Origin of the sequence: Epibacterium sp. MM17-32, from assembly GCF_022348205.1 — a bacterium.
GTDB lineage: Bacteria > Pseudomonadota > Alphaproteobacteria > Rhodobacterales > Rhodobacteraceae > Epibacterium.
This window is the reverse complement of the sequence record NZ_JAKRFC010000003.1, coordinates 36,569-49,447: the sequence shown is the minus strand read 5'-3', so window position 1 is coordinate 49,447 and position 12,879 is coordinate 36,569. Positions and strand designations below refer to the sequence as shown.

12 protein-coding genes and 1 tRNA gene are annotated in these 12,879 nt (G+C 60.9%); 5 read left to right on the top strand and 8 right to left on the bottom strand.

From position 1 onward, the window contains the following. Positions 1–496 precede the first annotated feature (496 nt). Positions 497–1,282, top strand: coding sequence for an inositol monophosphatase family protein (locus MHM88_RS05965; protein WP_239361372.1), 786 nt, complete (start codon positions 497–499; stop codon positions 1,280–1,282). Between the two features lie 131 nt (positions 1,283–1,413). Here the strand turns inward: MHM88_RS05965 and MHM88_RS05960 are convergent, their stop codons facing one another. From MHM88_RS05960 to putA, 3 genes are all read right to left on the bottom strand, one after another. Next, entirely contained in the window at positions 1,414–1,710 is a 297-nt protein-coding gene (locus MHM88_RS05960; RefSeq protein WP_239321341.1) for an antibiotic biosynthesis monooxygenase, read from the bottom strand. Positions 1,711–1,950: 240 nt separating this feature from the next. After that, on the bottom strand, positions 1,951–2,721 hold the full coding sequence (locus MHM88_RS05955; RefSeq protein ID WP_239361371.1) for a rhomboid family intramembrane serine protease: 771 nt from the start codon (positions 2,719–2,721) through the stop codon (positions 1,951–1,953). 258 nt (positions 2,722–2,979) lie between these two features. Next, complete coding sequence (gene putA, locus MHM88_RS05950; RefSeq protein WP_239361370.1) at positions 2,980–6,387, bottom strand: bifunctional proline dehydrogenase/L-glutamate gamma-semialdehyde dehydrogenase PutA; 3,408 nt, start codon at positions 6,385–6,387, stop codon at positions 2,980–2,982. A 112-nt stretch (positions 6,388–6,499) separates the two neighbouring features. Between putA and MHM88_RS05945 the strand changes: the two genes are divergently transcribed. From MHM88_RS05945 to MHM88_RS05935, 3 genes are all read left to right on the top strand, one after another. Continuing rightward, positions 6,500–6,976, top strand: coding sequence for an Lrp/AsnC family transcriptional regulator (locus MHM88_RS05945; protein WP_239361369.1), 477 nt, complete (start codon positions 6,500–6,502; stop codon positions 6,974–6,976). A gap of 52 nt (positions 6,977–7,028) precedes the next feature. Continuing rightward, the gene (locus MHM88_RS05940) at positions 7,029–7,598 is read left to right on the top strand and encodes a tetratricopeptide repeat protein (RefSeq protein ID WP_239361368.1); all 570 of its coding nucleotides are present in this window, start codon (positions 7,029–7,031) and stop codon (positions 7,596–7,598) included. Positions 7,599–7,695: 97 nt separating this feature from the next. Further along, positions 7,696–7,779: transfer RNA gene (locus tag MHM88_RS05935), tRNA-Leu, on the top strand. Between the two features lie 122 nt (positions 7,780–7,901). On the opposite strand, the gene MHM88_RS05930 is transcribed toward MHM88_RS05935, so the two are convergent. The 5 genes from MHM88_RS05930 to MHM88_RS05910 form a co-directional block, all read right to left on the bottom strand. Further along, a complete protein-coding gene (locus MHM88_RS05930) occupies positions 7,902–8,948 on the bottom strand; it encodes an integrase (protein ID WP_239361366.1) in 1,047 nt (348 codons plus the stop codon). Beyond that, positions 8,945–9,154 (bottom strand): AlpA family transcriptional regulator, encoded by a 210-nt coding sequence (locus MHM88_RS05925; RefSeq protein ID WP_239361364.1) that lies wholly within the window; start codon positions 9,152–9,154, stop codon positions 8,945–8,947. The genes MHM88_RS05930 and MHM88_RS05925 overlap by 4 nt, the downstream gene beginning before the upstream one ends. Before the next feature lie 55 nt (positions 9,155–9,209). Beyond that, the gene (locus tag MHM88_RS05920; RefSeq protein ID WP_239361362.1) at positions 9,210–9,899 is read right to left on the bottom strand and encodes a hypothetical protein; all 690 of its coding nucleotides are present in this window, start codon (positions 9,897–9,899) and stop codon (positions 9,210–9,212) included. A gap of 142 nt (positions 9,900–10,041) precedes the next feature. Further along, on the bottom strand, positions 10,042–10,344 hold the full coding sequence (locus tag MHM88_RS05915; protein ID WP_239361360.1) for a hypothetical protein: 303 nt from the start codon (positions 10,342–10,344) through the stop codon (positions 10,042–10,044). 229 nt (positions 10,345–10,573) lie between these two features. Next, complete coding sequence (locus tag MHM88_RS05910; protein WP_239361358.1) at positions 10,574–10,843, bottom strand: hypothetical protein; 270 nt, start codon at positions 10,841–10,843, stop codon at positions 10,574–10,576. 222 nt (positions 10,844–11,065) lie between these two features. On the opposite strand from MHM88_RS05910, the gene MHM88_RS05905 reads away from it, so the two are divergent. Further along, the gene (locus MHM88_RS05905) at positions 11,066–12,874 is read left to right on the top strand and encodes a hypothetical protein (protein WP_239361356.1); all 1,809 of its coding nucleotides are present in this window, start codon (positions 11,066–11,068) and stop codon (positions 12,872–12,874) included. Positions 12,875–12,879: the final 5 nt, after the last annotated feature.

The window sequence follows — 12,879 nt, the reverse complement described above, 5'->3', positions numbered from 1 at the left end:
GGGTCGCAGGCCCTGGCTTTGCCAGACCCCTTACCCCCTTGGGCCGCGCGCCGCTGGCGCGGCGCGGGCGCCTTTATCGACGTTTGAGTCTTGGGCGGTCTCGTGTGTCTGAGGTGGCCTCGCGGGCCGGGCCGCAAGGCCCGGCCCGCGTTGGTCCGATCCGTCAGGATCGGAAACCGTTCAGTGTCACTCGGCCCGTCACGCTGCGCGGGACGGGGCAGCACGCGGGCATCTCCCTGCAATTGGCGCGCTTTTTTACTGCATCGATGGGGCAATTGTTGTGCGTCCCGGAGGGTGCCGAACGCGGGCAGGTCACATCGTATGTGACCAAGCCACGGCCCGGGCAAGTGTGCCGCGTCATTGGCCCTGCGCCCGTCTGCAGACCCACAGTTTACCCGAACACCCGCGCAGGCCGGTTTCGCCCTTGGCATTTGGGCGCGGGACGTGTATGGGCAGCCTTTGACCGACATCTCCCCCCGCAAGGACACCTCGTACAATGATTGGTAGCGCAAATCTCAACGTCATGATCAAGGCCGCCCGCAAGGCTGGCCGCTCCCTGGTGAAGGATTTCCGCGAGGTCGAGAACCTGCAAGTCTCGACCAAAGGGGCCGGAGATTTTGTGAGCCGCGCCGATATCGCCGCCGAGAAGATCCTCAAGGACGAGCTGATGGGCGCGCGTCCGACCTATGGTTGGCTGGCCGAAGAGGGCGGTGAGATCCCCGGTGAAGATCCGACCCGGCGCTGGATTGTCGATCCGCTGGATGGCACCACCAACTTTCTGCACGGCCTGCCGCATTGGGCGATTTCGATCGCGCTGGAACACAAGGGCAAGATCGTCGCGGGCGTGGTCTATGATGCCGCCAAGGACGAGATGTTCTTTGCAGAAAAAGGCGCCGGCGCCTGGATGAACGAGACCCGCATCCGGGTGTCTGCACGTCACCGGATGATCGAGTCGATCTTTGCCACCGGCCTGCCGTTTGCCGGTCGCGCCGACCTGCCCGAGACGCTCCAGGATCTGGCGCGCCTGATGCCCGCCTGTGCCGGTGTGCGGCGCTGGGGCGCGGCGGCGCTCGACATGGCCTATGTGGCTGCGGGGCGCTACGAAGGGTTCTGGGAACGCCGTTTGAACAGCTGGGATCTGGCTGCGGGCATCATCATCGTCAAGGAGGCCGGCGGCCTCTGCGAAGCGCTCGACCCCGAGAAGACGATCCTCGACAGCGGTGAGGTGATTTGTTCGAATGAGCCGATCTTTGAGAATTTCACCAAGGTGATCCGCGGCTGAGACCCGCGACGGGCGGGTTGATCCGCCCCGGGTGTCTGTCGTCCCTGGTCGATCCGAAAACATGATACGCCCCGGCCTGCCTCTGCGGTCCGGGGTGTTTTCTATTGTAGTCACCCGTCGATGGGATCCTGTCACGTGGCGACAAATTCATAGTGTTTGATGGTGCGAAACTGTACCAAGTCGGCTTCTGCGGGGTCGATGTGAGGGCTGTCATACTCCTCGCCGACAAACGCCTTGAGCGCATCGAGGCTTTCCCAGACCATCACCAGGCTGAAGTCCCGCGGGCTGTCATGGCGCGCCGTGCCGGGAAAGACGGAGACGACCCCTCGGGTGGCCTTCATCATCGGGATCGCGGTGTGGTGAAAGAACTCGGCAAATTCGGCTTCTTTGCCGGGGTGTGTGACGACCTGGAAAATACGCATAATCATAGGCTGGGTCTCCCTCCGTTGCGTGGGGTCCCCGGCCTGTCGCTGCCTCGGCTTTGTCGGTGTCGTTCAGGCAGCATAGCACAGATTGCGCGGATGGTCTTGCGTCCTGCGTTGGCCTGGTACAAAGGCGTGCCCGTCAACCCTGGGCGGAGACCTATTGCGGAAGGGCAGGCACCAGCCCCGTGCGCGCACCGCGATCTTGGATCCGACGGAGGTCGTATGGCGCGGCAACCGCGGCGCTCATTTGCCCCAGGGGCCGGGTCTGCGCGCCGGAGGGGGCCGCGGCACGCGCGGGACGCGGGTCACGCTATAACGGGTCTCCGGGTGGGGCGGATGGCCGGCGGTTCGGGTCCAGAACCGGGGACCGCCCCGCTTGAGCCACAGGGGCAGGGTGAGCGCGAGGCCGATCAGGAAGCCACCCGCGTGGGCCCAATAGGCCACACCGCCGAGGTTTGGATCCGCGTTGAGACCGCCGAGGAACTGCATCCCGAGCCAGAGACCCAGCATGACGAAGGCGGGCACCGGGATGATGCGGAAGAACACGATCAGGATGATCAGGATGTCCACCCGCGCCTTGGGGAACAGCAGCAGATAGCCGCCCATGACACCGGCAATCGCGCCCGATGCGCCCACCAGAGGCACCGGGGACATCGGTGCCGAAACGACATGGGCCAGCGTCGCCCCCACGCCCGAGACGAGGTAGAAGAGCAGGAATGGCAGATGGCCCATCTCGTCTTCCATATTGTCGCCAAAGATCCACAGGAACAGCATGTTGCCCGCCAGATGCATCACGCCGCCGTGGATGAACATGGAGGTCAGCAGTGTCAGCGGCGCCTCGCCGGACATGATCTCGCGCGGGACGGCGGCAAAGGCCCCGTAGAACATCGCCAGCCCACGATCACCGGGAAAGCTGGTGGAATACCAGAGATAGCCGAGAATATTGGCGGCCATCAGAAGATAGACGACATAAGGGGTTCGGCCGGAGGGATTGTGGTCGCGCAGGGGAAACATGAGCCGAAGCTGGGCTCTGCGCCGGGGAAGGTCAAGCGATAGGTGACCGCGACGCGCCGAAACGGAGCTGCCGCGTGACTGAAACACACAGGACGGGGGCGCTCCCGCCCCATCCGGATGCGGCAAAGCCACCTCCGGATGCGTTGGGCCGGGCGGCGGCCGCGCCGCAGGCGCGGCCGCCGCCCCTCCGCGATGCGAAAAGCGCAGCGCAAAACCTCTGCTCGGTCACTCGTCGGGGGCGCCGGGCAATGGTGCGGTTCAGGCGTTGCCGCCCAGCAGGGCAGCGTTGCCCCCCGCAGCCGTCGTGTCGACACAGACATGACGCTCTGCCAGCACGCGGGCGCGATCCGGTGCGCCGGGGATCAACGGCACGATGGGACCGTCACGCTTGGCAAGGGTTTGCTCGATCTCGCGTCCCGTGGCGTCATCGCCCCACCACACCACGCCGGAGATACCGCCGATATGTTGCAGGCGGTGCAGGTCCACGAGGCCGCTTGCCTTGATCGCGGTCCCGCCCAGATCCGCGACCAGTTTGGCCTGTTCCGCCACCGCGTCCTGGCCCGGGCCCATGCACAACAGTGGCGGGCGTGCCGACACCGTCAGCCGGTTCGATTCGCCGGTTGGGCCGGGCAGGGAGGTGGTCTCCGGATGCCGGGCTTGGCCGCTCTGACCGGGGATCTCGGCCATGGTTTGCTCCCAGCTCTGATCGCTCTGGCGGCGATCCGCTGCGCAGAACCGCGCCAGGTAGTGGGGACCACCCGCCTTGGGGCCGGTGCCGGAAAGCCCCTCGCCGCCAAAGGGCTGGCTGCCAACGATGGCGCCGATCTGGTTGCGGTTCACATAGATGTTGCCCGCGTGGATACGGTCGCACACATGCTGCACCCGGTCATCGATGCGGGTCTGCAACCCGAAGGTCAGCCCGTAGCCGGTGGCGTTGATGGCGTCGATCACATCGTCCAGCTGGCGCGACTTGAAGGTCGCCACATGCAGCACCGGGCCAAAGATCTCCTCCTGCAGGTCGCTGATGCCGTCGATCTGGATCAGCGTCGGGCCGACGAAGGTGCCGCCCTGCGGCGCCTGCATCTCCTTCAGCACCCGACCTTCGCTGCGGGCCTGGTCGATATGAGCGAGGATCTTGGCGCGCGAGCCTTCGTCGATCACCGGGCCGCTGTCGATCGACAGATCCCAGGGATCGCCAAGATCCAGCACCTCCATCGCACCTTTGAGCATGGTCAGCACATCCTCGGCCACGTCCTCTTGCAGATAGAGACAACGCAGGGCGGAGCAGCGCTGGCCTGCGGACTGAAACGCGCTTTCGATCACCGCCTGAACGGCCTGTTCAGGCAGCGCAGTCGAGTCCACGATCATCGCGTTCAAGCCGCCGGTCTCCGCAATCAGCGGCGTGCCGGGGGCGCAGTGTTCGGCCATGGCGGCGCGGATGCGCAGGGCGGTGGCGGTGGAGCCGGTGAAGGCGACGCCACCCACACGCGCATCGCCGGTGATGGCGGCGCCGACCTTGGAGCCGCGTCCGGGCAGGAATTGCAGCACCTCGCGCGGCACGCCGGCCTCATGCATCAGCTCGACTGCGCGGAAGGCCACCAGCGGGGTCTGATCGGCGGGTTTGGCCAGCACCGCATTGCCGGTCGCCAGCGCAGCCGAGACCTGACCGGTGAAGATTGCCAACGGGAAGTTCCACGGCGAAATGCAGGTGAAGATCCCGGCCGGGGCGGCGTCGGGGATGCGGGCGGCATAGTAGCGCAGGAAATCCACCGCCTCGCGCAGCTCTGCCACCGCGTCCATCTGCGTCTTGCCAGCCTCGCGCGCAAGAAGGGCAAACAGCTCGCCATAGTTGGCCTCATAGAGGTCAGCGGCCTTGTTGAGTGCGGCGGCGCGCACCTCTGCCGGGGCGTCCCAGGTGGAGGCGGAGGCCAGGGCCAGTTCCACATCCTCGGCGCTCGATTGCGCCACGGAGCCGATCTCGCTCAGATCGCTGGGGTTGGTGACGGCAACACGGGTTTCCGGCATCGCCTCGCCCGCGATCAGCGGCACCGCGTCCCATGTGGCGCTGCGGAAGGGCGCGCGCGCCGCGTCAATGGCCGCAAGGGTTGGCGCGTGGCGCAGGTCGAAGCCCTTGGAATTTATACGCTCCGGCTGGAACAGGTTGGGGCCGGTGGGGATGTCGGTGCTCAGGTCGTCGATCTGCAGGAAGGGATCCGCTGCAACATCGCTGGGCGGCACGTCTTCGTCGACGATCTGGTTCACGAAGGAGGAGTTGGCGCCGTTCTCCAGCAGACGCCGGACCAGATAGGCCAGCAGATCGCGGTGCGCCCCAACCGGCGCATAGATGCGGCAGCGGGTGTTGTTCTTGTCCATCACCATCTGGTGCAGGGTCTCGCCCATGCCATGCAGGCGCTGGAACTCATAGGCCTGACCGTCCTCGGCCATATGCAAAATGGCGCTGACGGTGTGGGCGTTGTGGGTGGCGAACTGCGGATAGATCCGATCGGTGCGCGACAGGAGTTTGCGCGCGTTGGCGATGTAGGACACATCCGTGAGCGCCTTGGAGGTGAAGACCGGGAAACCATCCATGCCCTCGACCTGCGCGCGCTTGATCTCGGTGTCCCAATAGGCGCCCTTCACCAGACGCACCATAAAGCGGCGGTCGTATTTCTCCGCCATCTCGTAGAGGGCGTCGATCGCCAGCCCGGTGCGCGGGCCATAGGCCTGCACCACCACGCCAAAGCCGTCCCAGCCATGAAGCGCGGGATCGGAGATCACCTCCTCGATCACCTCGAGCGAGATCGACAGGCGGTCGGCCTCTTCGGCGTCGATGTTGAGGCCCATTTTTGCGGCCTTGGCCAGCAATGCCAGGGCCTTGAGGCGCGGCACCAGCTGTTGCTTGACCGAGGTCTCCTTGGCGATCTCGTAGCGCGGGTGCAGCGCCGAGAGTTTCACCGAAATGCCGGGGTTTTCGCGGATGTCGCTGCTGGTGCAGGCGCTGGCAATGGCCGAGATGGCGCGGGAATAGGCAAGGTGATAGCGCGACGCATCCGCCTCGGTGCGCGCGGCCTCGCCCAGCATGTCATAGGAATAGGTATAGCCTTTGGCTTCCATGTTGGAGGCGCGTTTCATGGCGCTTTCGATGGTCTCGCCCAGCACGAACTGGCGGCCCATTTCGCGCATCGCGCGGCCCACGGCGGTGCGGATTACCGGCTCGCCCAGACGTTTGATGGCACCGCGCAGGGCGCCGACGGGGCTTTTTTCCTCGTCGAGCACCCGGCCGGTCAGCATCAGGGCCCAGGTGGAGGCATTGACCAGCGAGGAGGTCGATTTGCCCATGTGCTTGCCCCAGTCGGAGGGCGCGATCTTGTCTTCGATCAGAGCGTCGATGGTGTCCGCATCCGGCACCCGCAGCAGCGCCTCGGCCAGACACATCAGCGCAATGCCTTCGTCGGTCGACAGGCCGTATTCGGCTAGGAAGACCTCCATCAGCCCAGGCGAGGAATGGCCGCGGATATCCGTCACCAATTGTGTGGCGGAGGCGCAGATGGCTGTGCGATCCGCCTCCGAAAGCGCGGCCTGCGCCACCAGCGCATCGCGCATCTGAGCCTGATCCGCATAGGTGCCGGCATCGATCCGGTCGCGCAAAAGAGTGTCACGTGTCATGTCTGATCCCCCTCGTCAGAGATTTTGACCCTTGTATCGCGTTCTTACTGGTCATTTGTCCCGATTGTCGCGATAGTACAGGCCAAATGCGCTTATTTGCGGAGGGTTTTTGATGCAATCGCGCTTCCCCGGTCTGGATCGCTTCGACCAGGCGATTCTGCGTGAGCTGAGCCACAATGGCCGCAGTTCCGTGTCCGATCTTGCCCGGGCCATCGGCCTGTCGAAGTCGCCCACCCAGGCGCGGCTGAAACGGCTGGAGGCCGAAGGCATCATCCAGGGCTATCGCGCTATGATCGATCCGATCCGTCTCGGGCTCGACCACGTCGCCTTTGTCGAGGTGAAACTGACCGACACGCGAGAGGCGGCGCTGGCGTCCTTCAACGCCGCGGTGGTGCAGGTGGCAGAGATCGAAGAAGTGCATATGCTGGCCTCGCATTTTGACTATCTGCTGAAAGTCCGCTGCCGTTCGATGTCGGATTTCCGCGCGGTGCTGGGCGAAAAGATCTCCTCCTTGCCGCATGTTTCCTCCACCTCGACCTATATGTCGATGCAGGCGGTGAAGGACGACGCGGGCCTCGGGCCGATGTAGCACGCGCAAATGTGAACTTGTCGGCGGCGGAATATGTGCCACCATTATAGACATGTTTTTGCGTTTCGTGTTCTCCGCTGCCGTTGGCCTTGCCGTTCCGTCTGGTGTGGCCGCGCAGGGCTGTCCCGAGGCACCGGATCATGCGTCCGCGATTTCGGCGTTGCTGGCGGATGTGCAGGCGGCCGAGAGTGAAGGTGAGGCGCAACGGATCGGCAATCAACTGTGGGAATACTGGGCGGATGCGCCGGACGCCCGCGCGCAAGAGATCCTGGATCGCGGTATGACTCGGCGCTCCGCCTATGACTTTCTCGGGGCGTTGTCGGATTTTGATCGCTTGATCGCGTACTGTCCGGATTATGCCGAGGGCTACAACCAACGCGCCTTTGTGCATTATCTGCGCCGCGATTTTGCCGCCGCCCTGAAGGATCTGAACCGTGCCCTGGCGTTGTCGCCACAGCATGTTGCGGCGCTGAGCGGTCGGGCGCTGTCGCTTCTGGGATTGTCCCGTGTCGACGAGGCCAGAGTTGCGCTGCAAAAGGCGCTGGACCTCAACCCATGGCTTCCCGAACGGCATCTTCTGGGCCCGGGTGGCCCGCTGGAGGACGATGCGGTCGAGCTCTAGCGCCGGGACTGGACTGCGACCGGATCGCAAACCCCTGAAATTCCGATTGAACCCGCCCGCACGCAACGGTAGAGCTTGACGCCGAAGGTCCAGCCGCGCGGGCGTGGTGGAATGGTAGACACAGGGGACTTAAAATCCCCAGGCTTTAGCCGTGCGGGTTCGAGTCCCGCCGCCCGTACCAATTTGTTTTTAAAGAATGTATCGTCGGTGTTTGCACAGGGTTTGTGACCCTGATTTTCTCGGGCTCACACACCTGACTCACACAGACCTGTTTTGTTTTTGATCTGTTCAGCGGCGCGAGAGTCACTTGCGACGCTCCTGCGCGGCACGGGAGAGAGCTTTGCGGCTTGCCCTTGATCGATAGTAGGCTACCATCTCAGCGCTCTGGTTCGTCACCGCCTGAATTTCGGCATCGCTACACCCGGCTTCGGCAAGGCGGATGATCGAGAGTTTGCGGAGGCCATGCAGAACGTACTTCTTCGCCTCGGGGCCGAGGCCATCTCGCCATGTGCGAAAAGCTGCGGAGATAGACCAGTAGCCACGGGGCTCAGTTAGGTTCTTGGCAAGGACATAGGCGCCGTGGCGCGGGGCGCGCGAGATGAATTCTCGCAAGGTTGGCGGGCAAAAGACCTCGATCCGCTCATCATTCTTCTCATCAAGCACGCTCATCCACTCGCCGTCGAAATGGGCGAACTTCATGTGAATGGCCGCATTGGGCCGCTGACCTGTCCCGAGGATCAGCTCAGCCGCAGTGCGCACATGCTCCGGCGCATCCTTGAGCTTGTCGACCATCCATTCCGGCCAAGGCTCATATTCGCTCTGTTTGCCAAAGTGTTCGATGCCCTTGGCCGGGTTTGCGCCTAATGGCCAATCGAGTTTCTCGGCACCATAGTTCCACAGCAGGCTAACGGTTTGGAGATACTTGTCAGCTTTGCGCGGCGTGTCCGACATTTTCGAATGAGCGGTACGGATCGCCTGCCTGGTGGTGCGGCGCACATCCTTGTTGCCGTTCTTCTCAAGAATGGCTTCCATGGTTCTCGCATAGCTACGTTTTGTCCCATCCGCCAACCGGCCCTGAACGCGCGGATCTTCCCGCCAGGCGGTGATAAGCTGCCGCCAAGTGAATTTGGCCGGTGCGGTCTGTTTTTCGTGCTTGCCTGAGCGGCACTGCCAATAGAGCCAGTCGAGACGCTCTGAATCCCCCTGCCAGTTCAACTTGATCGTGCGCTGCTTTCGTGTGCCGTTTTCCGTCAGTGATACCCGATAATATGGCACCCAGATCGAGTGTCGGGTATCCCACTTCCATACTAATCCGGGTTTGACGATACGTGGCTTGTTGGGCCGTTTCAAAGCTCGAAGTCCTCGCTAGGTCTTGCGGCAGTGCCGTCTAAGATTGCAAGAAGTTCATCAGACTTCCAGCGTTCGACACCGTCCGCGAGCCGCACGGGTTTCGGCAATGCCCCGTTGCTGACCAGGTCGCGGAATTTCGAGACCGAAAGATCAAGATATGCAGCGGCATTGGCCTCACGCAGGGCGGCAGGTGCAAAGCTTACCATAGGCAAATCTCCTTAGGCGTTTCAGTTGACGCGGATCGCATAGACTTCGACCGGTTCAAGCCGCGGCTGCGGCGTGTTGTGTGGATGCCTCATCGCCCCATTGATGGGCGGCGGCATGCATCATTCCGGGAAAGGAGCGGCTTCTGAGGCGCGCGCGCTCAGCGCTGGGCGGCAGGCGGTGGATGCGGCTCCACTCCTTCCAAGCCTCTGAGCCCCGCTCAGGCTCCACAAGGTGGTCAGTAGCAACCAAGGGGGAGAGACCCCGCAGATACCATCCCGTTGCCTTGTAGGTCGGCTCGCCGAACCAGAACGGCTGCACAAGGTGCGGTGCTGGCAAGTCGGCGGGCATCCGATCTTTGGCAAGGTCGTTCATCACCGGGTTTTCGATAGCGACCCGATCAATGGGAGCGCGCCAACAAGCTGTGAAGATGCTGACGCCCTCTTCGAACTCGGTGCGCATATCTTGCCAAGTCTTTCCCTTGGGGAGCTGACGGGGCGGTGTCCACTTGCCGGGGCCGCTCATCCAGCGGCGACCAGAGCGGCAAAGGCGCGTGCAGGGCGGGTGCATCACGGTCAAAAGGTCCCAGCCCTCGTCAAGGATGCCGTCGCGAATGTCGCAGCGGATATGTCGGTTCGAGCCATCCTCTGCCGCTTCAATATCGCAAGACCATACATCGTGGCCACGGGCCTCAAAGGCGCGCCGGGCGATGCCGCTGGTTTCACAACCGATCAGGATCTTTGCCATGTGGATCACCTTTGTAATTTTGCCCGGGGCGCTTTTGTTTGCGTGAGTGGCGGAGACAGCCCCGGGCGCTAAGGCCAAAGCCATAAGGTGTGAGAAAGGGACGGGGAGGCAGAACTCCCCGTCAGTTGGTCGGAGACAGGTTTCAGGCCTCGACGGGGGTCGTGTCCGGCACTGGGCATTGGCCGTTAAAGGGGCAATCTGGGCGACCGTCGGTCGCGCGCTTGGTGACGCGGTCTTTGGCCGTCTTGATCCAAAGCGAAATCGCCTGGCCCTTAGTGGGAGCGTCGACGCGGATGCCGAGCAACTCCACCATCCAGAGCATTTCCTCGTAAACCCACGGGTCATGATCAGGGCGCCAGATGTTGCCGCCAAGATCACGAAACGTGCGGGCGCGGTCGAGTAGGGGCGTTGCGTTGAGCGTCTGAGCGGCGATGTAAGGTGTCATGCTGTCTCTCGGGAAAATGCGCGGGCGGCGTGCAATTTGGAGGATTGAACCGCCCGCGCCCGATCCGCACCGCAAGACGGGTGCGAAACCTCTGGAATGCGCGGCAAAGCCAATCCTCAAATCCTTGCCGCGTGGTGTTCATGTTGGGGCGGGAGGTGCCCGTGGGGGTTGTCCGATATGCGCCGCGCTGACCGCGAAGAACGGAGGGGCGTTTCGGGTGCGCCGGGCGTTACGCCGCATGGCGGCGGTGCGGCAGGATACCCCGTTCATCCATGATCGTACGGATCTTCTGCCCGACACGATCCAGAACCATATCGGTCGGTTCGGGCGTGGGCGCTGGGCGATCAATCAGATGTTGAGGGCGCAGGCGGGCAGGGTTGAACCCTTGGCCGCGCGCAGCCTTCATCGTGGCCCATGCGGATGTGAACAGGTGAAGTTCGTCGAGGTGATCCTCGGGAGAACCGGCGATCTGCCGGGCGGTCTGGGTAATGTCTTGCATTCAATCCTCCATCGGTTGATGAAGTCACAGTAATGGGGTAATTATACCCCGTCAAGCATAATAGGGTAAAATAACCCCATTGGAGGCTTTGGCAGGGTTCGAATTTACTCAGGCGAGCTGGACACTGGGAGGTAGTTCACCCCTGTCGCCACGTTGAAACCTTGCTTTTGTGCTTTGAAGAAAGCATACGCGACGGGTGAAACTTACAGCCGGAGACAAGTCATGCACTCTATTCACAATTTCCTGGTATGGAGTGATCGATCTAGCCTGCGAACAAGTGCTCCTCGTGAAGGTGGATGGACCGTGTTCGGTGAGCCCATGCACGCTAGCCCCAAGGAGCTTGTTGAACGGTTGTATACATGGTCGATGGACGACTTCCTTGCATCAGAGGCGAGGACTTCTGTCGGGAACTATGTCCTTATTTCGACGGATGGCGATGTTTTGCGAGTAGTGACATCGCCGTCTTATTCTGGAGGTTACCTCTACCACGGCGATGGATTGATCTCAGCTGGTACTGACCTCGCTAAGGTACTTTCTAGGCTCCCAAGCGAGCCGCAAATGGACCCTTGTGGTCTGAGCTTTTACTTGGACTACGCTCCTAGGAGCAACTTCAATCAATTGCCTCTGACCACAATGTTCAAAGATGTTCAAAGGGTTCCTCCCGGATCTTTCATCGTAGCCGATAGTAGTCGAGTTCACACTTTTCGTAGCTTCCTAAATGATGCACGAGAGAGACCAGCATCGTTCAACCAAGCGATGGATGAAACCATGCAAAGCGTTGCCGGCTTTTTTGAACGCAATCCAGATCAAAAGGCTGCTGTGATGTTCTCCGGCGGTGTAGACAGCTTAGCGATTTATCTGGGGCTTCGAGAAAAACTCGGAAAGGAGGGCACCAAGCTCTACACGATGATGCACTCTTCGTCGAACGGACCAGACCGGGCACTTCCTGTTGCTGCCTCATTGGAGGAGTCCGTGACGTTAGTGGATAACACCATTTACGAAAAGAATGATGCTCTGCAAAAAATCCTCAGCTTGATGGATTCTGATATCACTTCTTTTTCAGCTCCTCACCTTTCATTTCTCGGCATGAAACTAGATAATACAATAGTTTTCAGTGGCCAGAATTTTGATGCGCTCGCCAATATTCACATGGAGATACTTCAAGAAACTCAGGAAGTCGGCTACTACTCTGCTGCTGCAAAGAGGATCGCTCACACTGATAATAGGGAGCAAAGACAGCAGCGGGCGTTCATGAAAAATCTGAGCTTGACCGATGCATACATCGGAGATCCTTATTTTCAAAAACTTACAGTTGAATATTTCACAGGGCTTACAAGCAATGCATTGCCTGACCCAAAGCCAGGGCAGGATGGCATCCTTCGTGGCTTACTATCTTCGCAATTTCCTAATATCCTTTCAAAAACGAAGCACCCATTCAATCAGGTCCAATACCTTGATGAAGAGATTTCGCTTTTCAGAAAGTACATCGGTCAAGTTGATGGTCGGGCTGAGGTAGATCTCATGCGGCACCTAACCTACTCACATTTCTCAAACAAGAGGATTACATCCGTTGAATTGGGCTCGAATGTGAGATCTATTCTGTTGGCAATGTCTGGCCCGGTGACCTCCTATTTCCTAGGTCGCCCAAGGGGCTTGGCTGAAGCGAGTCAACCAAAGCGAGAGATTTATGCTTACACGAAGCGACAGTGTGGTTTGCCCTACAGGCAAATGATTAAAACCGCACCAACTCAAAATGAGACTAGCGCCGCAGGGCCAAACGCTGATGATCGAGTCATCTCTATGCTTGAATCCATCAAGGGAAGTCTAGACCCCGATAACTCTCCAATTTTGAGAGGATTGAATGACCCAAAGGCGCACGCCTTTGTAAGTCGGGTGTACAAAAAACTATTTGATGCAGTTCAAACTAGTACTGCGAGTTCCTTTCAAAAACAACTCGCGATAAAGATATACAATTTGGAAGCTGTTCTGGCCTCGGCAAAAAAGATGCAGGATTTGTATTCCCGGTCTTAGTTTGT

Bases quoted from the DNA above. Each gene is read 5' to 3' on its own strand.
- MHM88_RS05965 (WP_239361372.1), top strand. From the start codon at position 497: ATGATTGGTAGCGCAAATCTCAACGTCATGATCAAGGCCGCCCGCAAG.
- MHM88_RS05960 (WP_239321341.1), bottom strand. From the start codon at position 1,710: ATGATTATGCGTATTTTCCAGGTCGTCACACACCCCGGCAAAGAAGCC.
- MHM88_RS05955 (WP_239361371.1), bottom strand. From the start codon at position 2,721: ATGTTTCCCCTGCGCGACCACAATCCCTCCGGCCGAACCCCTTATGTC.
- putA (WP_239361370.1), bottom strand. From the start codon at position 6,387: ATGACACGTGACACTCTTTTGCGCGACCGGATCGATGCCGGCACCTAT.
- MHM88_RS05945 (WP_239361369.1), top strand. From the start codon at position 6,500: ATGCAATCGCGCTTCCCCGGTCTGGATCGCTTCGACCAGGCGATTCTG.
- MHM88_RS05940 (WP_239361368.1), top strand. From the start codon at position 7,029: ATGTTTTTGCGTTTCGTGTTCTCCGCTGCCGTTGGCCTTGCCGTTCCG.
- MHM88_RS05925 (WP_239361364.1), bottom strand. From the start codon at position 9,154: ATGGTAAGCTTTGCACCTGCCGCCCTGCGTGAGGCCAATGCCGCTGCA.
- MHM88_RS05920 (WP_239361362.1), bottom strand. From the start codon at position 9,899: ATGGCAAAGATCCTGATCGGTTGTGAAACCAGCGGCATCGCCCGGCGC.
- MHM88_RS05915 (WP_239361360.1), bottom strand. From the start codon at position 10,344: ATGACACCTTACATCGCCGCTCAGACGCTCAACGCAACGCCCCTACTC.
- MHM88_RS05910 (WP_239361358.1), bottom strand. From the start codon at position 10,843: ATGCAAGACATTACCCAGACCGCCCGGCAGATCGCCGGTTCTCCCGAG.
- MHM88_RS05905 (WP_239361356.1), top strand. From the start codon at position 11,066: ATGCACTCTATTCACAATTTCCTGGTATGGAGTGATCGATCTAGCCTG.